Annotated in this window: 22 protein-coding genes; 9 read left to right on the top strand and 13 right to left on the bottom strand. The window is 66.2% G+C overall.

The annotated features are described in order from the left end of the window. Positions 1 to 169 precede the first annotated feature (169 nt). From CR105_RS19695 to phaP, 4 genes are all read left to right on the top strand, one after another. Positions 170 to 361, top strand: a complete 192-nt coding sequence (locus tag CR105_RS19695; protein ID WP_229414021.1) for a heavy-metal-associated domain-containing protein — start codon at positions 170 to 172, stop codon at positions 359 to 361. Between the two features lie 57 nt (positions 362 to 418). Then, positions 419 to 2,179, top strand: coding sequence for an ATP-binding protein (locus CR105_RS19700; protein WP_229414022.1), 1,761 nt, complete (start codon positions 419 to 421; stop codon positions 2,177 to 2,179). A gap of 60 nt (positions 2,180 to 2,239) precedes the next feature. Continuing rightward, entirely contained in the window at positions 2,240 to 2,416 is a 177-nt protein-coding gene (locus CR105_RS19705; RefSeq protein ID WP_229414023.1) for a hypothetical protein, read from the top strand. Positions 2,417 to 2,484: 68 nt separating this feature from the next. Further along, positions 2,485 to 3,057, top strand: coding sequence for a TIGR01841 family phasin (gene phaP / locus CR105_RS19710; protein ID WP_099791340.1), 573 nt, complete (start codon positions 2,485 to 2,487; stop codon positions 3,055 to 3,057). Positions 3,058 to 3,141: 84 nt separating this feature from the next. On the opposite strand, the gene tssA is transcribed toward phaP, so the two are convergent. Genes tssA through CR105_RS19750 form a run of 8 tightly spaced genes read right to left on the bottom strand, consistent with a single transcriptional unit; the run spans position 3,142 to position 10,738 of the window. Further along, positions 3,142 to 4,158, bottom strand: coding sequence for a type VI secretion system protein TssA (tssA, locus tag CR105_RS19715; protein ID WP_099791342.1), 1,017 nt, complete (start codon positions 4,156 to 4,158; stop codon positions 3,142 to 3,144). Next, positions 4,152 to 6,785: a type VI secretion system ATPase TssH gene (tssH, locus tag CR105_RS19720; RefSeq protein ID WP_099791344.1), complete on the bottom strand. Its 2,634-nt coding sequence runs from the start codon at positions 6,783 to 6,785 to the stop codon at positions 4,152 to 4,154. Before tssH ends, tssA begins: the two co-directional genes overlap by 7 nt. A 5-nt stretch (positions 6,786 to 6,790) precedes the next feature. Then, on the bottom strand, positions 6,791 to 7,183 hold the full coding sequence (locus CR105_RS19725; RefSeq protein ID WP_099791346.1) for an STY0301 family protein: 393 nt from the start codon (positions 7,181 to 7,183) through the stop codon (positions 6,791 to 6,793). Positions 7,184 to 7,203: 20 nt separating this feature from the next. After that, positions 7,204 to 7,713, bottom strand: a complete 510-nt coding sequence (gene tssE / locus CR105_RS19730) for a type VI secretion system baseplate subunit TssE (protein ID WP_229414024.1) — start codon at positions 7,711 to 7,713, stop codon at positions 7,204 to 7,206. After that, on the bottom strand, positions 7,710 to 8,201 hold the full coding sequence (locus CR105_RS19735; protein WP_099791350.1) for an Hcp family type VI secretion system effector: 492 nt from the start codon (positions 8,199 to 8,201) through the stop codon (positions 7,710 to 7,712). The genes tssE and CR105_RS19735 overlap by 4 nt, the downstream gene beginning before the upstream one ends. 32 nt (positions 8,202 to 8,233) lie before the next feature. Next, on the bottom strand, positions 8,234 to 9,712 hold the full coding sequence (gene tssC / locus CR105_RS19740) for a type VI secretion system contractile sheath large subunit (RefSeq protein ID WP_099791352.1): 1,479 nt from the start codon (positions 9,710 to 9,712) through the stop codon (positions 8,234 to 8,236). A 1-nt stretch (position 9,713) separates the two neighbouring features. Further along, a complete protein-coding gene (tssB, locus tag CR105_RS19745) occupies positions 9,714 to 10,223 on the bottom strand; it encodes a type VI secretion system contractile sheath small subunit (protein ID WP_099791354.1) in 510 nt (169 codons plus the stop codon). 50 nt (positions 10,224 to 10,273) lie between these two features. Beyond that, entirely contained in the window at positions 10,274 to 10,738 is a 465-nt protein-coding gene (locus CR105_RS19750) for a tetratricopeptide repeat protein (protein WP_131021786.1), read from the bottom strand. Here CR105_RS19750 and CR105_RS27895 point away from each other — a divergent pair. After that, positions 10,725 to 10,958 carry a hypothetical protein gene (locus tag CR105_RS27895; protein ID WP_131021787.1) on the top strand — a complete coding sequence of 78 codons (234 nt, stop codon included), beginning with the start codon at positions 10,725 to 10,727 and terminating at the stop codon, positions 10,956 to 10,958. The two genes, CR105_RS19750 and CR105_RS27895, sit on opposite strands and share 14 nt — an antisense overlap. A gap of 97 nt (positions 10,959 to 11,055) precedes the next feature. Further along, the gene (icmH, locus tag CR105_RS19755; protein WP_099791358.1) at positions 11,056 to 11,826 is read left to right on the top strand and encodes a type IVB secretion system protein IcmH/DotU; all 771 of its coding nucleotides are present in this window, start codon (positions 11,056 to 11,058) and stop codon (positions 11,824 to 11,826) included. Here icmH and CR105_RS19760 read toward each other — a convergent pair whose 3' ends face one another. The 4 genes from CR105_RS19760 to CR105_RS19775 all read right to left on the bottom strand — a co-directional run bounded on the left by CR105_RS19760 (position 11,827) and on the right by CR105_RS19775 (position 18,253). Next, positions 11,827 to 12,612 (bottom strand): OmpA family protein, encoded by a 786-nt coding sequence (locus tag CR105_RS19760; RefSeq protein WP_229414025.1) that lies wholly within the window; start codon positions 12,610 to 12,612, stop codon positions 11,827 to 11,829. Further along, entirely contained in the window at positions 12,609 to 13,577 is a 969-nt protein-coding gene (gene tagF / locus CR105_RS19765; RefSeq protein WP_099791360.1) for a type VI secretion system-associated protein TagF, read from the bottom strand. Before tagF ends, CR105_RS19760 begins: the two co-directional genes overlap by 4 nt. Then, positions 13,574 to 17,308 (bottom strand): type VI secretion system membrane subunit TssM, encoded by a 3,735-nt coding sequence (gene tssM, locus CR105_RS19770; protein WP_099791362.1) that lies wholly within the window; start codon positions 17,306 to 17,308, stop codon positions 13,574 to 13,576. Before tssM ends, tagF begins: the two co-directional genes overlap by 4 nt. A 105-nt stretch (positions 17,309 to 17,413) precedes the next feature. After that, complete coding sequence (locus CR105_RS19775; protein ID WP_099791364.1) at positions 17,414 to 18,253, bottom strand: M15 family metallopeptidase; 840 nt, start codon at positions 18,251 to 18,253, stop codon at positions 17,414 to 17,416. A gap of 107 nt (positions 18,254 to 18,360) precedes the next feature. Here CR105_RS19775 and CR105_RS19780 point away from each other — a divergent pair, with 107 nt between their 5' ends. From CR105_RS19780 to CR105_RS19790, 3 genes are all read left to right on the top strand, one after another. After that, complete coding sequence (locus CR105_RS19780) at positions 18,361 to 19,098, top strand: hypothetical protein (protein ID WP_099791366.1); 738 nt, start codon at positions 18,361 to 18,363, stop codon at positions 19,096 to 19,098. A gap of 93 nt (positions 19,099 to 19,191) precedes the next feature. Then, positions 19,192 to 20,838 (top strand): VRR-NUC domain-containing protein, encoded by a 1,647-nt coding sequence (locus tag CR105_RS19785; RefSeq protein WP_099791368.1) that lies wholly within the window; start codon positions 19,192 to 19,194, stop codon positions 20,836 to 20,838. Further along, a complete protein-coding gene (locus CR105_RS19790) occupies positions 20,835 to 23,087 on the top strand; it encodes an ATP-dependent DNA helicase (protein WP_229414026.1) in 2,253 nt (750 codons plus the stop codon). Before CR105_RS19785 ends, CR105_RS19790 begins: the two co-directional genes overlap by 4 nt. Before the next feature lie 3 nt (positions 23,088 to 23,090). Here the strand turns inward: CR105_RS19790 and CR105_RS19795 are convergent, their stop codons facing one another. Continuing rightward, complete coding sequence (locus CR105_RS19795) at positions 23,091 to 23,813, bottom strand: LytR/AlgR family response regulator transcription factor (protein WP_099791372.1); 723 nt, start codon at positions 23,811 to 23,813, stop codon at positions 23,091 to 23,093.

Genomic DNA, 23,813 nt, shown 5'->3' on the forward strand with positions numbered 1-23,813 from the left:
CGCATCCTTTGCAAAAGGGATGCGGCGTTTTGCTTTGGAGCTGATCCTTACGCCGCATCCTTGGCAAAACGGATGCGGTTTTGCTATGGTCGATCGATTTAGCGTTTTCTTAAATCGCGGCGGCGTTTTGTTATGCTTACTGTGTTTCGTTTATACACAGGAGAAAAACGTGCTCACCTTCAGCATCCCGGCCATCAGCTGCGGCCATTGCGCCCGCGCCATCACCGACACCGTCCTCGAACTCGACCCCGCCGCCAAGGTGCAGGTCGACATCGCCGCCCGCACCGCCACCGTCGACACCAGCGCCGATCCCGCCATCGTGCGCGCGCGGCTGGCCGACGAAGGCTATCCCGTGCTGTAGGCCGTTGCCGCCAGCTTTGTACTACACTGCCAGCATTGCCGCTTCGCGAGGCTGCCGATGGACCACAATTCGCTGCAGGTGAACTACCATGCGATGCTGATGCAGTCGCCGGATCCGAGCGCCCTGTTCGACTTCGACGCCGGCATGATCGCCGATGCCAACCCGAAAGCCGAGAGCTTGTGGGGCCTTTGCCGCGATGCGCTGCTGCGCACGCCGCTGGCCGACCTCTATCCGGCCCAGCAGCCGGGCGGGCGCTCATCGGCGTCGCTGTTGCAGGCCGAGGCCGGCCGCGCCCTCGAGGGCCACCAGGGCCTGTTCGCCATGACGTTTCGCACCGCCGCCGGCGCCGCCATCCCCTGTGAAGTGCTGATGATTGCGTTGCCGCTTGCCGGCCGCCGCCTGCTGCACGTGCGCATGGTCGACATCTCGCGCAACCTGCGCGCCGCCCAGCTGCGCGAAGGCCAGGCCCGCGTGCTCGAACTGGTCGCCCGCGGCGCGCCGCTGGCCGAGATCCTCGACAACCTGGTGCTGCTGGTCGAGAGCCAGTCCGACGGCGTGCTGTGCTCGGTGCTGCTGCTCGACGAGGACGGCCACACCGTCCATCCGGCCTCCGCCCCGAATCTGCCGCCCGGCTTCATGAATGCGCTCGACGGCCTGTCGATCGGCCCCGGCGTCGGCTCGTGCGGCGAGGCGATGTTCAGCAACGAAAACGTCATCGTGCCCGACATCCTCACCGACGAGCGCTGGGCGCCGTACCGCGCGCTGGCCGTGCCGCATGGCTTGCGCGCTTGCTGGTCCACGCCGATCGCGCCGGACCGCCAGCACGTGCTCGGCTCGTTCGCCATGTACTACCGCGAGGTGCGCAGCCCCACTAGCGAGGAGCTGCACCTGATCGACGTCGCCAGCCACCTGGCCGGCATCGCCATCGAACGCACCCGCCGCGAACGCGAACTGGCCCTGCATCGCGAGCACCTCGAGGACCTGGTCGCCGCGCGCACCGCCGAACTGACCCGCGCCGTCGAGACGCTGTCGCTGGCGCAGGACGAACTGGTGCGGCGCGACAAGCTGGCCGCGCTCGGCGCCCTGGTGGCCGGCGTCGCCCACGAACTGAACACACCCATCGGCAACAGCCTGGTGGTGGCCAGTTCGCTGGCCGAACGCACCCGTGCGCTCGAGACCAGCATGGCCGACGGCCTGCGCCGCTCCGACCTGACGCGCTACCTGGCCACCGCCGGCGAGGCCGGCGAACTGCTGGTGCGCAATCTCAAGCGCGCCGCCACCTTGGTCGCCGGCTTCAAGCAGATCGCGGTCGACCATGCCAGCTCGGAGCGCCGCCAGTTCGACCTCACCGCACTGCTGTCGGACCTCGCCGCGCCGCTGCGCGTGGCCGCCAAGGTCGCCCGGGTCAGGATCGACCTGGCGCTCGAACCTGGCCTGCTGATGGATAGCTACCCCGGGCCGTTGTCGCAGGTGGTCACCGAGCTGTTCGAGAACTGCGTCGCCCACGCTTTCCCCGACGGCCACGGCGGCACGGTGCGCATCGCCGCCGAGATGCGCGCCGACAACCTGGTCGCGGTGACGGTCGCTGACAGCGGCGCCGGCATGACGCCGGACGTGCTGGCGCACGCCTTCGACCCCTTCTATACCACCCGCCGCGGTGCCGGCCGCTCCGGCCTCGGCCTGCACGTGGCGCACAACATCGTCAGCGGCGTCCTCGGCGGACGCATCGCACTGCGCAGCGCCCCGGACGCCGGCGCCAGCGTCACGCTGCTGCTGCCGCTGGCCGCGCCCGCGCGCCCGGAACCCGCGCACCCTTGACTTGCAGCGCCAACAAGTTATGCTCAGCCAATGCGAAAAGGAAAAACAATAGGAAGCGGGTTGCTGATAGCCGGCCTCTGTACGGCGCTGGCGGCGGCGCCCGCGCCCTGGTTCAAGTGGCGCAGCAAGATCGACGGCAAGCAATTCTGTGCCCAGACGTCGCTCGGCCACGGCTGGGAAAAGGCCAGCGGCCCCTATCAAGATAGCCATTGCGAAAAGTTATCACCTGCTAAATAATAGACCGACAAAAGTGGGGAGATTTAGGAAGGTAGTCCGTTGCATCCATCCAATCCGAGGAGAAGTTAATGTTTACGAATCCCGAACAATTTGCGTCCGCCACCAAGACCCTGTTTGAACTGCAGATGATGACCTTTAACGCTTTGACCAGCAAGGCGGTGCAAGGCGTCGAGCAGGTCGTCGCCCTCAATCTGGCGACCGCCAAGAATTCGGTCGAAGGCTCGATGGCGGCCGGCAAGGAGATCAGCCAGGCCAAGGATCCGAAGGCTGCCATGGCCGCCGCCGCCTCGCTGGCCAAGCCCGGCATGGAAGGCGTGGTCGAATACCGCGACCAGATGAAGGTCATCATCGACGAAATCCGCACCGAGTTCACCCAGGCGGCCGACGCCCATGTCGCCGAAGCGAAAAGCGCACTCACCGCGCTGATCTACGACGTCACGCAAAACGTCAAGCCGGGCCAGCCGAATGCCGTGGAGATCATCAAGACCGCCATCGATAACGCCTTCCAGGGTTACGAGCAGGTGACCAAGGCGACGCGCCAGGCGGTGCAGACGGTGGAGGAGCAGATCGCCAAGGCGACCGCGCAGGTGGGTGATGGCGTAGCGGCGGCCGGCAAGGCAGCGCAGAACAACGACTCCTGAAGCATGGTGCATGAAGAAGTCTGACACATAGTGTCAGACCCGAACGCGGCGACAAAGTTCGCCGCGTTCAGTGTACGAGGTCAATTAGCCGGGCGCTGCCTGCACTCCCAGCATTTCCTCCAACTGTTCGAACACCGTCTGGTCCTTCACCACGCTGCGCAACCACACGTGCAAGGGCTGCTCGCCCCAGTTGGCGGCCTTGTCGGCCAAGTAGGCGACGGGGCTGTGCGGCTCGGTGCGACGAAAAAATTCAGCCACCGCGCGCAACTGCGCCAGTGCCTGCGCGCGCGACTGCAGCGACCCGCTGGTGCCGACGGCGACCGCTTGCGCCGGCGCCGCTGGCGCTGCAACCGGAGCCTCCGGGGAGTTCGCGGCCGCCGCTTGCGCACCGGCGCCCGCCTCGCGCGCGAACGGCGTAATGAAATGGATCACGTTGTGCAACGCCTCGCGCGCCGCCGTGAAGCCGGGTCCATCGGCGCCCAGCTTCTCGTCCGTCACCCGTTCCAGCTCGGCCAGCGCCGCCACGCAGTGGGCAGTGTCGTCGAGCAGCGCCTGATAAAACGCGCGCGACGTGCGGCGCCGCGCCGCGTCGACATCGGGCCCGTCGTCGTCGGCGCTGCGCGTGCGTGCGCTCTCGAAGTCGATCAGCGAAAACGCGCTGCCGGCGCCTTCGGTGAGCGCCACTTCACGCGCTAGTTGCGGCGCGCGCGCGGCGATCCAGCACAGGTTGCCGACCCGCTGCTCGAAGCTGCCTTCATCGGGCTGCGGATACAGCGTGTCCCAATAGCGCTCGCACAGCGCCGCGGCCACCAGCAGGCCGTCGCCGAGGCCGCGAAAGCCGCCCGTCTTGGCGCTGGCCTCGGCCAGCCAGACCGCCAGCCGCAGGTCCTTGCTGCGCGTCTTGAGCAGTTTGGTGCAGCCGCTGCCGACGAACTTCCAGTCCGCTTCCTTCAGCGCGGTGACCCAGGCGCCCCGCTCGATCGTCGGATCGTCGGCCTGGCGCGCCTTGGCGATCGCATCGAGCTCGCTGGAAAACGCCAGGTCCTCGCCGCAAGGATTGGCGTCGCTGACCGGTTCGAGCAGTTCGTCGATGTTCAGCATGGCTCGACCGCATACTTGAATTTGCCGGCTTTGGTGGCGCTGACCTTGATGCGGGCGATCGCCCCGCCTTCGGCCATGCGGGCCAGTACCGAATCGGCGATCTCCGGCAGCAGCGTGCCGTTCAGGATCGTATCGACGTTGCGGGCGCCCGAATCGACTTCGGTGCAGCGCGACAGCACCGCGTTCACCAGTGCATCGTCGTAGTCGAACTGCGCCTGGTGATTCTGGTCGATGCGGCGGCGAATGCGCTCGAGCTTGAGGCGGATAATGCGGCCCAACACCTCGTCGCCGATCGGATAGAACGGCACCACCGTCAGCCTGCCGAGGAAGGCCGGCTTGAAGTGCTTCATCAGTTGCGGGCGGATGATCGCGGCCAGCTGGGTCGGATCGGGCATCTCGGAGGCCGACTTGTTCAGGCATGCCTGCATCATCTGCGACGACGCCGCGTTCGACGTCAGGATGATGATGGTGTTGCGAAAGTCTATCTGGCGGCCTTCGGCGTCATCGAGCACGCCCTTGTCGAATACCTGGAAGAACAGTTCGAGCACGTCGGGGTGGGCCTTCTCGACTTCGTCGAGCAGCACCACGCTGTACGGATTGCGGCGCACCGCCTCGGTCAGCACGCCGCCTTCGCCATAGCCGACGTAGCCCGGCGGAGATCCCTTCAGGCCCGAGACGCTATGCGCCTCCTGGTATTCGCTCATGTTGATGGTGATCAGTTTGCGTTCGCCGCCGTACAGCAGGTCGGCCAGCGCCAGCGCCGTCTCGGTCTTGCCGACGCCGGAGGTGCCGACGAACAGGAACACGCCCTTCGGCTTGTTCGGGTCGTCCAGGTTGGCGCGCGCCGTGCGCACGCGCTGCGCCACGACGGCGCCGGCATGCGACTGGCCGAGGATGCGTTCTTCCAGCAGGCCCTGCAAGTTCATCACCATCCTGATTTCGTCCTTGACCATGCGCCCGAGCGGAATTCCGGTCCAGCCGGCGACGATTTCGGCCACCACGTGGCCGTCCACCTGCACCGGCACCAGCGGCGCTTCGCCCTGCACCGTGCGCAGTTGCTCGATCAGGCCGCGCAGCCGAGCGCCGTCGCCGCCGCCTTGTTCCATGCTGCTGCGCAGGGCCTGGATCTCGCTGTTGATCGCCTGTTCCTGCTGCCAGCGCTTTTGCACGTCGCGCTGCGCTTCGACGGCGGCGCGGCGCTCGGCGCGCAGCGCGGTCAGCTTGGCGGCGTGGTCGGCGCCGGCGCTCTCTTCGCGCGTGAGGGCGGCCACTTGGGCGTCGATCCGTTCGAGCAGGCGCCCCCCTGCTTCCACCAGCGCCGGCGTCGCGCTCTGGCCAAGCGCCACCTTGGCGCAGGCGGTATCGAGCACGCTGATCGCCTTGTCCGGCAGCTGGCGGCCGCTGATGTAGCGGTGCGACAGCCGCACCGCCTCTTCGATCGCGTCGTCGTAGACGCGCACGCCGAAATGCTTTTCCATCAGCGGCGCCATCGCGCGCAGCATGGCGCAGGCGGTCGCTTCGTCCGGCTCCTCGACCTTGACGACCTGGAAGCGCCGCGCCAGTGCCGCATCCTTTTCGAAGTACTTCTTGTACTCGCCCCAGGTGGTGGCGGCGATGGTGCGCAGTTCGCCGCGCGCCAGCGCAGGTTTCAGCAGGTTGGCCGCGTCGTTCTGGCCGGCCGCGCCGCCGGCGCCGATCATCGTGTGCGCCTCGTCGATGAACAGGATGATCGCGTGCGGGCTCTTCTTGACTTCATCGATGACGTTCTTCAGGCGGTTCTCGAACTCGCCCTTGACGCTGGCGCCGGCCTGCAGCAGGCCCATGTCGAGCGTATGGATCTCGACGCCGCACAGCACTTCAGGCACGTCGCCGCTGGCGATGCGCAGCGCCAGGCCCTCGACCACCGCGGTCTTGCCGACCCCCGCTTCGCCCGTCAGGATCGGGTTGTTCTGGCGGCGCCGCATCAGGATGTCAATCGCCTGGCGGATCTCGGGGTCGCGTCCGATCACCGGATCGAGCTTGCCGTCGCGGGCGCGCTGCGTCAGGCAGGTGGTGAACTGATCGAGCGCCGGCGTCTTGTGCGCGCCGCCGTGCTCCAGATCGGACACCGGATCGCCGCCGCCGGACTCGCTCGGCGCGCTCAAAACGGCTTCGTCCGAACTGCGCGTGAGCTTGTCGAAATCGTGCTTCAGGCGGTCAATCGGCACCTGGGCGAACAGCTTCGAGCCGCGCTGCGCCAGTTGCGCCAGGTCGGGCGCGGTCAGCAGTGCCAGCAGCAGGTGGCCGCTGCGGATCTGGTGCGGTCCGCCGCCGCCCAGCGAGGCGATCAGCCAGGCGTGTTCGAGCAGCGTCGGCAAGTGGCGCGAAAATACTGGCGTGCGCGCGCTGCCTTTGGCAAAGCGGCTGATCTCGTTGCGCAAATCGGTCTCGATCCCGGTCGCGCTGATGCCGCATTGACGGGCGATGCAGGCGAAGTCGCAGTTGGGCTGCTCCAGCAGCGCCAGGAACAGGTGTTCGATGTCGACCTCGTAGTGACCCTGGCTGACGCAGATGCCGGCGGCGCGGCTGGCGGCGGCGCGGCTGCAGTCGTTGAGTTTTCCGATCAGCGTTTTGAGATTGATGTCCATCGCGATTAATCCTTATCTGTTGTCTTGGGCGCTGCGCTGCAGGACACCACTGTCCGGTTCTTGACGCCTTCCGCTTTGCACAGCGTGGCCTCGTACGCGAGCTTGAGGGTGACGGTCGATTTGATGCCTTTGTATTTGCAGACCAGGTGGATCGCTTCGCCGCGGGCGCGCGCTTCCTGCTGATCGACCGCCAGGTCCCACTGCAGGCTGGCGAAATCGGGCGGCAGCTCCACCCTGTTGTCGGGCGTGCCGTCGAATACGCTGGCGCTGTCGAGGAGCGCCGATTGGCTACCCTGGCGCTGCTGCGGCGGGCACGCCGCCAGCGGCGCCGACAGGGCCGCGCACGCGGGAGCCAGCAGCGCCAGGGCGAGCGCCAGGCGCGGTGAAATGTAAGCCATGACGGCCTCCTGGTGGCAACTCAGGCGCGCACGGTGCGCGCCGCCTTGCTGATCGAGTAGTGCAGCGACGAAGGTTGCAGCACCGCGTTGAAGTTGACCGGCTCGGCCGACTTATCGACTTGCAGCGTGGCGTGGATGACGAAGTTGAGGCGGTTGACGCTGCCCTGCTCCATTTCGAGCGACGCGCTCACTGCCTTCAGGCGCGGCTCGTGCTGCTCGATGGCTGCCTTCAGGCTGGCGCAAATGGCGGCGCGGTCGTCCGTGCTGGACAGGCAGAAGCCGGCGAAGTCGATCAGGCCGTAGCTGATGATCGACTTGCGGCTTTCCGGATAGTCGTCCAGCAGGTCTGGCGCGATGCCGAGCCGGGTGTTGAGCAGCGCTTCTAGGTCGCGCGCGACGCTGTCCTTGAGCTGTTCCATCGACAGCCGCGTGACGGTCGACGGCGCGCCGCCGGCGCCGGCCTGCGGTCGATCGCCGAACAGGCGGTCGAGCAGGCCGGGGGCGAAGCCTTTGGCCGACACCGCCGTCACACCACCTTGTTGGTGGCCAGGTCCCAGCCGCCGGAAGTGTTGCCGCCCGAGCCGCCGCCGACCTTCTGCTGGGTGTACTTCCATTTCACCTTGGAGAACTTCAGGCCCATGCTCTCGGTAAGGATGTCGCCTTCCGCCACCGCCGGGCTGACGTCGCCGATCAGCACATTTTCCAGCTCGATCTCGAAGTACTTGATGCGCTCGCCCTTGCCGTCGGCGCGCATGAATTCGAACTTCGCCTTCGGGATCGTCTTGCCCGACGAGCAGGTCTGCAGCAGGATCGGCGTCGACAGGTCGGCCAGCTTGGAGATGCTGATCTCGCTGTGCTCGCAGCGCTCGGCGGTGTGGCCGCCGCCGGTCGACGCGGTCGCCGACTTCGGCTGCGACACCGACCAGGTCACCGATTTGCATTCGATCCAGTCCTTGTGCTTGTCGTCGGTCGATTCGCCTTTGATGCCATCGATTTGCAGGTATACGTCAATTGCCATTTTTCGCTCCTAGTTGGATGGGGGGACTGGTTCTAGTTTTTGGTCGATTGCGGCAGTTCCGCCACCAGGCGCAGCGACACCGACAGCTCGTCGAGCTGGAAGTGCGGACGCAGGAACGACACCGCGCGGTACACGCCGGGCCGGCCCGGCACTTCCATCACCTGCACGCTCGCTTCACGCAGCGGGAACTGCGCCTTCTGCTCCTGGCTGGCGTTATCGTCGAGCAGCACGTACTGCGTCAGCCAGCGGTTGAGGAACTCCTCGACGCTGGAAGCGGCCGAGAAGCTGCCGATTTTGTCGCGCATCATCGCCTTCATATAGTGCGCGATGCGAGACACGGCGAAGATGTACTGCAGCTGCGACGACAGCACCGCGTTGGCATTGGCCGCCTCGTTGGCGTACTTCTTCGCCTTTTGCGCCGACTGCGCGCCGAAGAACGCGGCGTACGAGGTGTTCTTGCAGTGCACCAGCGAGATGAAGCCCAGGTCCGACAGTTCCTTCTCGCGGCGATCGGTGATGGCCAGCTCGGTCGGGCATTTCAGCGCCACTTCGCCTTCGTCGGTCTTGAAGGTGTGGGTCGGCAGGTCTTCCACCAGGCCGCCGCCCTCGACGCCGCGGATCGCCGCGCACCAGCCGAAATCCTCGAAGGCGCGCGTCAGCTTGCTGGCGAACGCGTAGGCGGCGTTACACCACAGGTACTTCTGGTGGTCGGTGCCATCGACGTCCTCGACGAAGTTGAAGCCGTCGACCGTCATGCCGTCGGCCGGGTTGAACGGCAGGCGACCGAGAAAGCGCGGCAGCGTGATGCCGACATAGCGCGCGTCCTCGGATTCGCGGAATGCCTTCCACTTGGCGTATTCGGCCGTGTCGAACACCTTGGCGAGGTCGCGCGGCTTGCCAAGGTCACCGTAAGTCTCGATGCCGAACAGCTCCGGCGAAGCGGCAGTGATGAACGGCGCGTGGCTGGCCGCGGCCACGTGCGACATCTGCTCGAGAAAATAGATGTCTTCGGGCTGGCGGGTGATCTCGAAGTCGCCGATCAGGGTGCCGTACGGGGCGCCGCCGAAAGTGCCGAATTCTTCTTCGTAGACCTTCTTGAAGATCACGCTCTGGTCGAATTCGAGGGCCGACTGGAAGTTCTTGACCAGTTCCTTCTTGGTCGCATTCATCATGCGGATCTGCTGGTTGGTGCCGGAGGTGTTCTTGACCAGGTACTGCAGGCCGGTCCAGCTGCGTTCGAGCTTCTGGAATTCGGGTGCGTGCATCACCGCCGACAGCTGCATCGAGATCATGCGGTCCAGTTCCGCGACGCGGGCGTCGAGCGTGGCCGACAGATTGTCCGACATAACGACCGTGCCGTCCATGACCTGGCTGACCAGTTCGGAGATGATGTCGCGTGCGCGCTCATGTTCGCTGGTCGACTTGGCCACCCGGCTTTGCTCGACGATCTGGTCGAGCAGGCTCGTTTCCAGTTCCATCGGCGCGTTGATTTTTTCAAGCATGGCGGCCATGTTATTTCGCTCCCACTTTGGCGGCCTTGTGCAGGCTGCTCAGCTTTTCGGTATTGGTCAGCACTTCCGACAGGATGTCTTCGAGCTTGTCGTTCCCGGCCAGCTTGTTGCGCAGGTCGGCCAGCTTGGTGCGCGCTTCGAGCAGGCCATTGAGCGGCGCCACCTGGCGCACCACCGATTCAGGCCGGAAGTCGTCCATCTCCTTGAACTGCAGCTGGACGCCGAATTCGCCGCCCTCCTCGCTCAGGTGATTCTTGACGCGGAACGTCGCCACCGGCGCCACGCCGCCGAGAACCTCGTCGAAATTGCCGCTGTCGACGTTGACGAAATTGCGGTCCTTGAGGGACTTCTTGCCGACCGCCGGATCGCTGCCGAAGTCACCGATCACCCCGACCACGAAGGGCAGTTCCTTGTTTTCGAGGGCGTCGCCGATTTCGACGTCGTACGTCATCTGCACGCGCGGCGCGCGTACTTTCTGCAGGCGTTTCTGCACGCTTTCTTTCTTGGCCATGTGGACTCCGAGAGTTACGGGACTAGGGCCGGCGAGTGCCGGCCCGGGAATTAATTGAGGCCGCAGAACGGACCGCTGCACTTGATGGCTGGAACCGCAGCCGGCGCCGCCGCCCTGATGCCGGCAGCGCGCGGCTTCTCGTCGCGTTTGACCGGCACGATCGGGCCACCGAGCTTGGTATGCAACAGCGTCGCCAGGTCTTGGGCCTCGCTGCGCACCGAACCGGAGAAGCCGTTTTTCTGGGTCAGGTCGCCGAGCGCCTTGCTCGATACGCGCAGGCCGCTGACGGCGACCAGGCTGTAAGCGAGCATGTCGTCGGGGTCGCGCTCGATCGCCTGCAGGCCGGCGACGATCGCTTCGCCATAATTCTTGTCGTCGAAACGCAGCTGGGACATGCGCAGCCACGGCGACTTGTCGGTGGGGTGCGCCACCGTCGCCGCCTTCAGGATGCTGTAGGCCTGATCGGTGCGGCCGGCCTTGACGGCGGCGTCGGCGTCGGCCATGGCGTTGGCCATTGGTGCCGGCTTCGGTGCCGGCGCCGGCGCGGTGCTGGCGCACCCGGCCAACACGGCGATACTCAGAATACTTGTCAACACGCGCTTCTTGATCATGGGGTTCTCCGTTGCCGTTGGTCCAGACAACATTATTGGACAAGGAAATCGCCAGTTCTTGCGCTTGATCAAAGTTCCCGGCGGTATCTTTTTTGTAGGCAATTCGCTTAAAAATTTGCGCTAGCGCACAAGAATGCGGTCGACTTACCGCAAGCTAGGCGTTTCCCTCAACCATCATTTTGCGAGGCGTACATGCACCCACAACCTATGGCGTTTGCATCATGACCCAGCACGTAGACCGACGCGCCGCGCCGACCCTGCTGGCCAACCGCGGCGCCGGCGGCAACGAGCCGCAAAGCCTGGTCGACCTGATGTACGAAGGCTTCTACGCCCTGTACCTGCTCAAGAATGGCTGCGGCCCGCAGGACCAGGCCGGCTTCGCCGAACACATGACGCGCTTCCTGGCCGACGTCGATCGCCATGCCAAGACGCTGGCGGTCAACGCCGACGACGTCCATTCGGCCAAGTACGCGTTCTGCGCGGCCGTCGACGAGATCATCCTGCGCTCGCAATACGGCATACGCGAAGAATGGCAGACGCGCCCGCTGCAACTACGCCTGTTCGGCGACCAGCTGGCCGGCGAACACTTCTTCCAGCGGCTCGAGGACCTGCGCGCGCGCGGCAGTGCCCACCTGCAGGCGCTCGAGGTGTTTCACATGTGTCTTTTGTTGGGGTTCCAGGGCCGCTACGCGCTCGACGGCGAGGACAAGCTGAATTTCATGTGCGCCACGCTCGGCAACGAGATTGCCCGCATGCGCTGCAAAAGCCGCGGCTTCGCGCCGCACGCCGAGCGGCCCGACCAGATCTCCAACAAGCTGCGCAGCGACCTGTCGCTGTGGGTGCTGACGGCGGTGTTCGCGCTGGCCGGCCTGGGCGCCTACATCGGCTTTCGCGCCGGCCTGGGTCATGCCACCGGCACCGCGCTGGCCGGCTACAACGACATGGTCAAGCTGCCGCCGCGCGCGGCCAGCGTGACCATCACCCTGCCTTGACTACTGCACCACCTTGAACTCGATCCGACGGTTGCGCGCGCGGCCGTCGGCGCTGCGGTTGTCGGCCACCGGCCGGTCCGGCCCTTCGCCCGACACCGCGATCGATTCCGCCTTGATTCCCTTGGCCGTGACGTAAGCCTTCACCGCTTCAGCGCGCGCCTGGCTCAGCGACAGGTTGCTGGCGCGGGCGCCGGCGTTGTCGGTGTGACCGATCAATTCGACCTTCTTGTCCTTCAGCTTGAGCAGCGCAACACTCATCTGGTCGAGGATGGCGCGGCCCGAATCGGTCAGCGTCGCCTTGCCCGACTCGAACTCGATGATGCGGTTGGCCAGTGCGGCGTCGAGCACTGACTGTTCCGACGCCGCCACCCGCAGCCCGTTGTTGACGGTGTAATTTGGATTGAGGCTGGCCGCCAGGTCGGTGGCGATCTGCAGGCGCGTCGGCTCGCTGGCGACGTCGCCGCGCAAGCTGACCGCGCTGCCATCGACTTTCAGCTGGCCGTGGCTGACCAGCTTCAGGTTCGGCCCGACCAGCTTGGCCAGGTACTCATTCCAGTTCGGCGGCGCCGCCACCGGGCCGACCGTCAGCTGGTCGACCACGCGCTCGGTGCCGAACACCTGGCGCAGGCGCGCCAGCAGCGCGGCCTTGCTGGCGTCGTCGGCCAGCATGCCGCTGGCGACGATCGGCGGCAGCGGCGCGGCAGCGGCTGCGGGAACTGCGGGCGTTTGCGCGCATGCGGTGACGGCGGCCAGCCAGGCGGCCGCGGACAAGACGATTTTCTTCACTGGGCGACTCCGATGAAAGTATCGAGGAATAGTTCGCGTGCCATTTTCAGCGGCAGCTGCGGCTGGTCGAGGTAGCTCGCCAGCGCACGCACGTCGATGTCGACGCCGACCTGCTCGTCGACCCAGCCGGTGTCGGCAAAGCTGACCTGCTGGTCGCGGCCGACCAGCGGATCGATGATGGCATGCAGGCAGGCGACGCAGGCGTCACAGAAACCAACTACCAGCACCGGCCGCATTTCGAGCTCGGTGACAAACAGCACCAGGTCAAGATCGGCCTGGCGCAGGAACGGCGCGATCAACTCCATCCAGAATGCCGCCACCGCCGCGCGCGCGCCTGGCGCATCGGGCAACGGCAGCAACAGGCTCTTTTGCAGGTCGGCCGCCCCGCTGTGCATTACCGGCTGCAGCAGCAGGCCAAGCGCCAGCACCAGCTCGCGCACGTCGGCGCGTCCCAGCAGCGCGGCCAGCGAGCCGACCGTGCCGGTGGCGAGAAATGCTGTCAGCGCGGCGCCGCAGTTGTCGTCCGGCGCCAGCACGGTGTCGGCGATTTCCTGCAGCGGCGAGGCCGGATCGCCCGCGCCGACCACCTTCGGCGCGGTCGCCGCAAAGAAGGCGAACAGCGGATCGAGCGCCAGCGGGCATTGCGACACGAAAGCGGCCGGATCGGCCACCTCCAGCGTGCGCATCATCAGGAACGGAAAGCGGCGTCCTGACTGATCGCGGCTGGCCACGATGTGGCCGGCGATGGCATGGCGCCGGCGCGGGCCGACGAAGGCGAAGTTGACCGGCGCCAGCGCGTCGTAGTGAATCTTCCAGCGCGCGTCGTCCGGCAGCCGCGTCATCACTTCGGCCAGCCAGTCGTCGAGCACGCCCATCAGCTCAGGGTCCGGCGCCAGCTTGATGAAGTCGCTGTGCGACGGCACCTTGCCGAAGTAGCCGAAGCGTTCCTGCATGGCGCGGCTCATTGCGCACCGCCGTTGCCGGCGGCGGCGATAATGGCGCCGCCCGGCGCGGCGACGTCGCGCCCGACGATCGCCAGCGGCAGCCGCAGGCCGCGGAAGCCCTGGCTGGCGGGGGTGCTGGCGGTATTCGGATCGCTGACAACCTTCAGCTCCACTGCCACCGTCACCGCGCCGTTATTCCAGCGCAATTCGTTCCAGCGGTCGCCCTTCTTCTTGCGCACTGCCGCGGCCAGCATCTTCTCGAGGCCCTTGTCGGTCGTATCGTTACACAGTTCGACCGTGCGCCCGTCAACCGTGACCGCACTGACGCGGGCGCCATGCACGCCTTGCGGCCCGGGATAGACCATGTTGGTCCACGCCGGCGGCGTATTCCGGTAGCGCATCTGCTGGCCGTCGATGTCGACGGTGAATTCGGCGATGCCTGGACCTTGCAGCGGCAGCAGCTGGAACACCGTCTGCGGCGCCGCCGCCGCCACGCCGTTGGCCGACAGCGGCGCGATCCAGCCGGGGAAGCTGGCCACCGCTTGCGGCGCCAGCGAAATGCCGATGTCGGCCCAGGTGCGCGCGGCCAGCACGTCGCCGCGCCGCACCACCAATGGCCCCATCGACGTGTTGACGAACTTGGCGATCGCGCCTTCGGGGCCGAATACCTGGGCGATTTCAGCCGCGGAGGCCTCCGGCGCACCGGGCACGAACGGCGCCTTGGCAGCGAGCGCCTTCTGGAACGGGTCGATGACCTGCGCCCGCCAGGTCTTGTTCAGCTCAGCCTCGCTCGGCATCACGATCACCGCGAAGGTCTGGATCAGCGGGCGCACCAGGATCGGCCGCAGCGCCATCTTCTGGCTGTCGGTCATCCCGGTCAGCATCTGCTCGTCGACATACTTCAGCGCGTCCGACAGCTCCGAGCCGCTGCCTTCCAGCGTCTGCTGCATGAACTGCTTGGCGCCCGGCCCTGGATCGCCCTGGTTCTTCAGCTGGTTCAGGCGTCCGCGCAGGCGCGACAGGTTGTCCAGGTAACCGCCCATCAGCGATGCCTGCTTCTCGCGCAGCCCGACCAGCCGCGCCACGCCGGCAAACTCGCGCCCGATCGGCCCCATCACCGGCGCCTCGCTGCGCGTCCTGCCGGCGTCCGGCGGCAGGTCGGCGATGTTGCGCGCTTCGCTGGGCGCGCGCCGCAGGATCGACTCCTTGAACCACACGAACAGACCCTTCTCGACCTTCGCCATGCTCGAACTGGCGGCCGACGGGTTGTCCCACGACGTCTCCTGGTAGATCGCATTGAGCAGCTTGGCCAGCGGCGACGTCTGCGGATCGCCCAGCCGGTTCATCGCCTGGATGCCGCCCTCAAAATTGCCCAGATCGGCCACCGTGACGCCCTGCACGAACTTGAGCCACTCGCGCGTGTAGTCGGCCTTGTACAGTTCGGTCAGCGATTTCTGGATCTGCTCCGGACTGCCTTCCAGCGTCAGGTCGTCCTTTACCGCCGTCTTCAAGACCCAGTCGGTGCTTTGCAGCTCCTTGTTGGACGCCTCGCGGATCGCGCCGATGACGAACTTCTCCCACGCCTCGCGGGTGAACGCGCCCGGCACCGCGTAGCTGCCTGCCATCAGCGACTGGTCTTGCTCGCCGACGATGCGCGCCACCGTGACGGCCGAAAAACGGGTCGCGGCGCGCGCCTTGATGTCGGCATATACCCGTTCGCGCGCCGGCGTGCCGCGCACCACGCGCCGCAGGTTTTCGCGCGCGCCGTCGAGCAGGCCCAGTTTGGGCGTCAGCTGCGGCCAGGCCGGATCGGCGATCTGGGTCAGGTGAAAGCTCATCAAACGCTCGGCGCTGCGGATCATTTTTTCCTTCGGCATCGCACCGCGGCTTGCCTCCAGCCAGCCACGCCAGAAGCGGGTCAGCTGGTCGTTCAGGTGACTTGGCTCGGCGCGGCTCTTATCGGCCAACATCAGATACGTCTTCAGCGCGTTGTACGCATCGGTGACGTTGGTCGGCGACGCGTCCTGGTACGGCTGGCCAGGCTTGGCGGCAGCCGCCGGCGCCGGCGCCGACGGGTCGAGCTGCGCGGCGTTGGCGTTCATCTCCGTCAGCAGCGATTCAAGCGCCGCGCCAACCGGCTGCAGCATGATCTCGCGCACGCCGCCAAAATACTCGTCGCGCAGCTTGCGCTCGAGCGCCTCACCCTGGTACAGGCCGAAGCCCAGCATCCACGGCTTGCTGGCGCGGTATTTTTCCAGCTGCTCGATGCGGTCCTGCAGGATCTCCAGCGCTTCCAGCCGCGATTGCAGGTCGGCGCGCTTTTCCTGCAGCCGCACTACCTTGTCGAGGTCCGCCTGCACGTTCGCCACCAGCTGGCGGTTGCCCATGTACGACCAGCTCCACAGGCCCAGCGAGCAGCCGAGCAGGATGGTGGCGGCGAAGAACGCGCCATACTTGAAGCGGGCGCTGTTCGGATTGGTATAGCGCGTCACCAGTTCCTTGTCGGCGAAAATCACCTTGCGGAACAGGTCGAGCAGGAAGTAGCCGCTCTGCTCCTCCGCTTCGCCGGCCTGCTGCTCGCGCAACTCGAGGTCGAAGCGGCTGGCCACGCGTTTCGACGACTGGTTTTCCACACTGCCTTCCTGCAGCGCGCTGGTGAAGTAAAAGCCGCGGAACACCGGCTTGAACTGGTAGGTATTCTCTTCGAACAGCGTCGCCAGGAAGGCGCGCAGCGGGGTCTTGATCGACGCGAATTCGAGCGGGAAGGTGAACACGCCAGGCCGCATGCGCGCGCTGCGGTTGCCGGCCATGCTGGCCAGGCTCATTTCCTTCAGGCCGTCGTGCAGCTCGTCGAAGTGCTGGTCGAAGAACGCCAGTACGTCCGGGCTGGTGCTGCGCCGGTTGAAGCGCATGGTCGCGCCCCACACACGATCACGCTCGGTGCGTTCGGTGTCGTGGAAAAAATCGGCGAAGCCGGCGATCAGGTCGGCCTTCGTAAACACCACGTACACCGGCGCGTACACACCCAGTTTTTCGGTCAGCTCCTGTACCCGCGTGCGCAGGCTCTTGGCCAGGTCGATCGACTTCTTCGGATTGGTGCCCATCAGTTCGGCGACGCTGACGCAGATCAGGATGCCGTTGATCGGCGCGCGCCGGCGGTATTTGCGCAGCAGTGCGAGAAAGCTGAACCACTCGGCGCGGTCGGCGTCCACCGTCGAATAGCGCCCGGCCGTGTCGAGCAGGATGCCGTCGGTGGTGAAGAACCAGTCGCAGTTGCGCGTTCCCGCCACCCCCTGCACCGCCTTGGTGCCGGCGATCGGAAACTGCAGCCCGGAGTGGCCGACCGCGCTGCTCTTGCCGGCCGCCGGATTGCCGATGATCATGTACCACGGCAGTTCGTACAAGGCCGCCGCGCCGCTGTTCAAGCCCAGCTTCGAGGTCTTGATCGTGGTGATGGCTTGCAGCATGCTCTTGCGCAGCACCGCCACTTCGCTGCCGCTGGCCTGGGCGGCCGCTTCGGCACTGGCCGGCGCCACCGTCTCGCCGAGCAATGTTGCCGAGCGGCGCCGGTAGAAATAGCGTGCGCCCCAGTACAGGCCCCAGCCGGCCAGCAGCGCCAGCGCGGCCACCCCCGCCCAGATTGCAGCGACCTCGAGGGTATCTGCGCCAAGTAACAAGAATGCCGCGAGTGCGGCCAAGCCGATCACGCCGAGTACGCGGCTATCGGTGAGGAACTGCCAAAGTCGAGCCATGGTCGGGAGCGTCCGTGAGGGTTGGAAACAAAGTCCGGCAGGCAATGTTGGCACCATTGGCCCCGCTGAAATTTGTTCCAGAACAAACCTTGACCAGCGTTCGACCTATTTGCGCATCACCCCGCGCAGCCGCAATTCGGTATGTCCGAAGTCCATCATCGTCCAGCGCCCGCCCCAGGTCAGGCCGAGCGACTCGGCGACTTCGCCGTACAGTTTGTAGCCGCGCATCGCCCACGGATCCTTCTCCGATATGATCAGCTTGCCGTCGCGCCAGAAAGCGCAGTCGGCCGCCAGGCCGTACTGGTGCCAGCTCTGGAAGGCGCCCGCGTTGGTGACGTTGCTGCCCATGCTCGCCAGCAGGTTTTGCCGCGCCGGACTGCGATATCCCTCCAGCAAGGCCATCTCGTACCCATGCTTTTCTTTCATGATCTTGAAGGCCATCAGCAAGCGCTGGCTGAAATCCGGGTTCAGCTGCTTCCAGTTTCGCGACGCGTCGACCAGCATCGGCCGCACCAGTTCGACTTCCAGCGTGGTGAACGCGACCGGCGGCAGCGCCACCGGCGGCGCCAATTGTTCTCCCTGCAACAACGCAGCGATCTGTTGGTCCGGTGCGTCGATGCGGGCCTCATAGCCGGGCAGCATTCCGGGATTGCTCATCAACAGCGCCAGCATCGATGGCACCACCACCAGCGTGGCCCCGGCGCCAAACAGCAGCGCGTGCCGGCGGACGAATTTGAGCCGATGGGCGCACCAGCGCCGCACGTCGCGCACGGGCGTTGCCGGCGGCCCGCCGCGCGGCTGCTGCCAACGCGCCGCCCGCTGGTCCCAGCGCCGGCCCATGCCGCTCCTCACCTGGCCGAGAAAGTCTCGTCCCGAAGGAAATAGCACAAGCCAGATACCGCTGCACGCCAAACAAAAGTACACAAGTGCGATAAAGATCAGCATGGCGTTCCCTGGATTGTTTCTAATCGGAAGTCAGAAGTCTTTATCTTAGGAGTAATATCGTGCGCCCTCCCGACGAAAATCAAAACGGCTCCACGCGACCGAATTTCATGTCGGCTACGCGCCGCGCGTATGCCGGCGACGACAACATCCTCGCCCGCCTCGAGCGCGATGCCAGGCGTGGCAAATCCGGCAAGTCCGGGTCGTGGAAGCATGCAACGCTGGCCTGGTGCATTCTGGCCAGCGTGCTGGTGATCGCGCTGATCGGCACGCTCGCCTCGCTGGCGCGCGACAACATGACGGCGCCCAAGCAGGGCGCCGACCCCAAGCCCGATCCTTTTGCCAGCAGCGTGCGCGGCGGTTTCGCCCCGCTGCCGGTCCCGTCACCCAGCCGCAGGCTCGGCGCCAACGTCTACGACGTCCCGCCGGAGCCGTCCCTGTTGCCGCCGATGGTGATGCTCAAATCCACCCCGGCCGCCGCGAAAAGTCCCGCCAAGGCGGCCGACCCAACGCCGCCACCTGTGCGCGCCGCCAGGCCCGTCAAAGCGCCACCCGAGCGGCTGGTGGCCGCGGCCAGGCCGGCGCCGGCGCGTGTGGCCCCGGCTGCAGTGCGGCAGTCAACGCCGCGCATTGCCGCGGCCCCGCTGCGTCCAAGGAAGGCGCCGCCGCCGGCATCGCCGCCGGTTGAACCGACCGCCGTCGACAGCGACGTTGCACTATTGTCAGCAATTATCATGCACGCCAGCCGCCACTCCGCCGAGCGCGAGAAGATGGAAGCAGCACGTTGCGGCCCCGGCAAGAAGTGTCCGCCGTCCGATGCCTTCCCGTCGCTGAAAGCCACAGACTAGGCCTCGCGCATCGGATTTCGCTGGGGCCGGCCGGCTTCCTCGGTTATACTGTATATAAGCACAGTACAGCACCAGGAAGTCCGGCCGGCCACAATGATCAAAGTCCTAGAAAACCAGTTCTACTACCTGGACAATTTCCAGCGCGTACTGGACTGGATCGGCGAGCGTTACAGCGACCTGCTGGCCGACGATGAGAAAGCGTTCCTCAGCCTGTTCCCATCGTTGCCGCAGCCGTCGCGCGCGCTGTTCGTGCGCATGGTCATGCGCAAGGGAACGCTGTTCCGCGCCAGCAAGCTTAGCTATGCCGAAATCGGCTGCGCTGTCGAGGCCGCGCGCCACCTGCCGGCCACCTGGATCGAGCCCGACCCCGTGCTCTCGCTCGATTCATTGTTCGAGCTCCTGTCCAAGCCCGAGATTGGCACCGTCTTCCAGTTGTCGCTGCATCAAAAAAACGCGCGCAAATCCGAGCAGCTGGCCGCCTTGCGCGCCGGCTTTGGCGCCGCACGCAAGTTCTCTGCCTGGCACCGCGACTGTACCGACCAGGTGTTCCACATCCTGGTCAAGTCGCTGTGCGACCGCCTGCGCCTTATCTTCTTCGGCAACTTCCGCCAGGACTGGACCGAATTCGTGCTGTCCGACCTTGGCGTCTACCGCTACGAGCAGGTCGAGTTTTCGCCCGCCTCGCGCGGTTTTCGCAGCCGCCGCGACATCGACCACTACCTCGAACTGCACCACTGCAAGGAACGCTTCCAGGCCAGCGCCACCGCCGAAGACGTGTTGCGCTCGCTGCCGTCCGGCGAGTTCGAGAACGACTGGCTCAACAGCCGGCGCGAGCGGCTGCTGTTCCAGGTCGCCCAGCACTACGAAAAAATGAAGGACTGGAGCCACGCCTATAGCCTGTATGCGCGCTGCAGTTTCCCCGGCGCTCGCGGCCGCGCCATCCGCGTGTTGGAGAAGAACAAACAATTTGCGCTCGCTTACCAGATGCTCATCGCCGCCCAGCGCGCGCCCGAAAGCGAAGCCGAACGCCAGCTGCTGCTGCGCATCTCGCCGCGCCTGACGCGCCAGCTGGGACGTCCCACCACGCGCGCGCCGCGCAGCCCGGCCGTGTCGACGCTCGAGTTGCGCCTGCCGATGCCCGCCGCCCAGTGGTGGGTCGAAGGCGTTGTGCGCGACCACCTGGCGCGCGCGGACGCGCCCGTGTTCTACGTCGAGAACGCGCTGATCAACGCCCTGTTCGGCCTGTTGTGCTGGCGCGCCGTCTTCAGCGCCATTCCCGGCGCCTTCTTCCACCCGTTCCACCGCGGCCCGGCCGACCTGTACAGCCCCGACTTCCACCAGCGCCGCGCCGCCGAATTTGCCGCCTGCCTGGCCGAACTCGATGGCGACGGCTGGCGCGACACCATCCGCGCCAACTTCGCCGTCAAGCGCGGCATCCAGTCGCCGTTCGTCGCCTGGGACGCCATCGACGCCGACCTGCTCGAACTGGCGCTGGCCTGCATCCCCGCCGTCCACCTGAAGAAAATGTTCGAGCGCATCCTGCTCGACGTCCAGGCCAACCGCACCGGTTTCCCCGACCTGATCCAGTTCTGGCCCGCCGAACGGCGCTACAACATGATCGAAGTGAAGGGGCCCGGCGACCGGCTGCAGGACAACCAGGTGCGCTGGATCGCCTACTGCGCCACGCACCAGATGCCAGTTTCCGTGTGCTACCTGCAGTGGCTGGAGCCGGCCGCGTGACGCTTGGTGCCAACTACGTCGTCGCCGTGCGTGCGCTATGCGAATTCACCGCCAAGGCCGGTGACCTCGACCTGCGCTTCACGCCCTCGCCCACCGCCTTGGAAGGCATCGCCGGCCACGCGGTCGTCACCGGCCGGCGCGGCCCGGCGTACCAGGCCGAAGTGAGTCTGTCGGGCGCACACGGGCCGCTGCTGGTGCGCGGGCGCGCCGACGGTTACGATCCCGACCAGAACCTGCTCGAAGAAATCAAGACCTACCGCGGACGCCTCGACAGCCTGCCGGAGCGCCACCGCCACCTGCACTGGGCGCAGCTGCGCGTGTACGGCCACCTGCTGTGCAAGAAACTCGGCCTCGATTCGGTCAACCTGGCGCTGGTCTACTTCGACATCGGACGCCAGACCGAAACGCTGCTGCGCGAAACGGCCAGCGCCGTTGAACTGGCCGCGCAGTTCGCCGCCCAATGCGACCGGTTCGTCGACTGGGCCGGGCGCGAACTGGCGCACCGCGAAGCGAGAAACAGCGCGCTGGCCGGCCTGCAGTTCCCGCATCCGCAATTTCGCCCCGGGCAGCGCCACCTGGCCGAGACCATCTTCCGCGCCAACAGCAGCGCACGATGCGTGCTGGCGCAGGCGCCGACCGGCATCGGCAAGACGGTCGGCACCTTGTTCCCGGTGTTGAAGGCGGCGGCCGCGCAGAAGCTCGACAAGGTCTTCTTCCTCGCCGCCAAAACGCCTGGCCGGCAGCTTGCGCTCGATGCGCTGGCGACGATCCGTTCCAGCCCGATTCCCCTGCGAGTGCTCGAACTGGCCGCGCGCGACAAGGCCTGCGAGCATCCCGACAAGGCCTGCCACGGCGACTCCTGCCCGCTGGCCAAGGGCTTCTACGATCGCCTGCCGGCCGCGCGCAGCGCCGCCGCCGACCTGCCGGTGCTCGACCGCGACACGCTGCGCACCACGGCGCTGGCGCACGACGTCTGCCCCTACTACCTCGGCAGCGAAATGGCCAAGTGGGCCGACGTCATCGTCGGCGACTACAACTACTATTTCGATGGCGGCGCGATGCTGTACGCGCTGACGGTGGCCAACCAGTGGCGTGTCAGCGTGCTGGTCGACGAAGCGCACAACCTGGTCGCGCGCGCGCGCTCGATGTATTCGGCCGAGCTCTCGCGCGGCGCCTTGCGCGGCGCCCGCGCGGTGGCGCCGTCGCTGCTGAAAAAAGCGCTCGACCGCGTATCGCGCAATTGGACCGAACTCGATAAGCAGTCTGCCGCGCCTTACCAGGTCATGCCGGCGCTGCCCGACAAGCTGCTCGCCAACCTGCAGGGCGCGGCCAGCGAGATCACCGAATTTTTGGCCGAGAACCCGGCGCCGCTCGATCCGGCCTTGCAGCGCTTTTACTTCGATGCGCTGAACTTCGCACGGCTGTCGGACACCTTCGGCGCCCATTCGCTGTTCGACGTCTCGCGCGACGCCGCCCACGGCTCCACGCTGTGCATCCGCAATATCGTGCCGGCGCCGTTTCTCAAGCCGCGCTTTGCGGCCGCCCATTCGAGCGCGCTGTTTTCGGCCACGCTTAGTCCCTGGCACTATTACAGCGACGCCCTCGGCATGCCGGACGACACCGCGTGGATCGACGTCGAGTCGCCGTTTTCAAAAGACCAGCTCCAGGTTCACGTCGTCAATAGCATCTCGACGCGCTTCCAGCACCGCGCCCGCTCGGTCGCGCCGATCGCCGAACTGGTGGCGCGCCAGTACGCCGAGGCGCCGGGTAACTACCTGGCGTTTTTCAGCAGCTTCGATTACCTCGAACAGGTCGCACGCGAGTTCGGCGAGCAGCATCCGGCGATCCCGATGTGGCGGCAATCACGCAAGATGGACGAGGCCGAGCGCGCGGCCTTCCTCGCGCGCTTCGCGGTCGACGGCCGCGGCATCGGCTTCGCGGTGCTTGGCGGCTCGTTCGGCGAAGGCATCGACCTGCCCGGCGCGCGACTGATCGGCGCGTTCATCGCCACGCTCGGGCTGCCGCAAATGAACCCGGTCAACGAGCAGGTGCGCCAACGCATGGAGACCACCTTCGGCGCCGGCTACGACTACACGTATCTGTACCCCGGCATCCAGAAAGTGGTGCAGGCGGCCGGCCGCGTGATCCGCACCACCGATGACAAAGGCGTCGTCTACCTGATCGACGACCGCTTTGCGCAGGCCGACGTGCAGGCGCTGCTGCCGCGCTGGTGGGGACTGGTGGCGTAGCTACTATCCCAACAACGCCCGCAGCTTCTGATACCCGCTGCGGCTGATCGGAATGCGCCGCCCATCCTGCAGCACCGCCGCGTGGCTGTCCTTCCCCGCCGGCTCGATCCTGCTCATGCGCTCCAGGTTGACGATGTACGAGCGGTGGATCCGCACGAAGCGAGCGCCATCGAGCTGCGCCTCCAGTTCGGCCAGCCGCTGGTTCTTCAGCCACGCCTTGCCGCCGGCGCTGATCTGCACGTAGTCGTCCTGCGCCTCGATGTAGTCGATGTCGGCCGCCGCGATCACGTGCACCTTGGCGCCGTCGCGAATCAGCACCCGCTCGAGCGGCGCATTGCGCCTGGCCGCCTCCTGCAGCACGCCCTCCAAAGCCGGCGCCGGCGCACCACGCGCATGTGCCAGCGCCACGTCGAAGCGCTGCTGGCTGAACGGCTTGAGCAGGTAATCGACCGCGTGCACCTCGAACGCCTTGATCGCGTACTGCTCGTAAGCGGTGACGAAGATATAGCGGGTCGAGGCGCCGGCCAGCTCCAGCACTTCGAAGCCGTTCAGCTTCGGCATCTGAATATCGAGGAACACCAGGTCCGGCGCCAGTTCGGCGATCGCCTTGACTGCCTCGAAGCCGTTGGCGCACTCGCCGACGATCTCCACGTCGGCATGCGCGCCCAGGTATTCGCGCAGCACACCGCGCGCCAGCTGTTCGTCGTCGACGATAATCACCCGCAT

The organism is Massilia eurypsychrophila (genome assembly GCF_002760655.1).
GTDB lineage: Bacteria > Pseudomonadota > Gammaproteobacteria > Burkholderiales > Burkholderiaceae_D > JAFCUW01.

Coding starts and splice junctions, on each gene's coding strand:
- CR105_RS19700 (WP_229414022.1), top strand. CDS start 419: ATGGACCACAATTCGCTGCAGGTGAACTACCATGCGATGCTGATGCAG.
- phaP (WP_099791340.1), top strand. CDS start 2,485: ATGTTTACGAATCCCGAACAATTTGCGTCCGCCACCAAGACCCTGTTT.
- tssA (WP_099791342.1), bottom strand. CDS start 4,158: ATGCTGAACATCGACGAACTGCTCGAACCGGTCAGCGACGCCAATCCT.
- tssH (WP_099791344.1), bottom strand. CDS start 6,785: ATGGACATCAATCTCAAAACGCTGATCGGAAAACTCAACGACTGCAGC.
- CR105_RS19725 (WP_099791346.1), bottom strand. CDS start 7,183: ATGGCTTACATTTCACCGCGCCTGGCGCTCGCCCTGGCGCTGCTGGCT.
- CR105_RS19735 (WP_099791350.1), bottom strand. CDS start 8,201: ATGGCAATTGACGTATACCTGCAAATCGATGGCATCAAAGGCGAATCG.
- tssC (WP_099791352.1), bottom strand. CDS start 9,712: ATGGCCGCCATGCTTGAAAAAATCAACGCGCCGATGGAACTGGAAACG.
- tssB (WP_099791354.1), bottom strand. CDS start 10,223: ATGGCCAAGAAAGAAAGCGTGCAGAAACGCCTGCAGAAAGTACGCGCG.
- CR105_RS27895 (WP_131021787.1), top strand. CDS start 10,725: ATGGCGTTGGCCATTGGTGCCGGCTTCGGTGCCGGCGCCGGCGCGGTG.
- CR105_RS19750 (WP_131021786.1), bottom strand. CDS start 10,738: ATGGCCAACGCCATGGCCGACGCCGACGCCGCCGTCAAGGCCGGCCGC.
- icmH (WP_099791358.1), top strand. CDS start 11,056: ATGACCCAGCACGTAGACCGACGCGCCGCGCCGACCCTGCTGGCCAAC.
- tagF (WP_099791360.1), bottom strand. CDS start 13,577: ATGAGCCGCGCCATGCAGGAACGCTTCGGCTACTTCGGCAAGGTGCCG.
- tssM (WP_099791362.1), bottom strand. CDS start 17,308: ATGGCTCGACTTTGGCAGTTCCTCACCGATAGCCGCGTACTCGGCGTG.
- CR105_RS19775 (WP_099791364.1), bottom strand. CDS start 18,253: ATGCTGATCTTTATCGCACTTGTGTACTTTTGTTTGGCGTGCAGCGGT.
- CR105_RS19780 (WP_099791366.1), top strand. CDS start 18,361: ATGTCGGCTACGCGCCGCGCGTATGCCGGCGACGACAACATCCTCGCC.
- CR105_RS19785 (WP_099791368.1), top strand. CDS start 19,192: ATGATCAAAGTCCTAGAAAACCAGTTCTACTACCTGGACAATTTCCAG.
- CR105_RS19795 (WP_099791372.1), bottom strand. CDS start 23,813: ATGCGGGTGATTATCGTCGACGACGAACAGCTGGCGCGCGGTGTGCTG.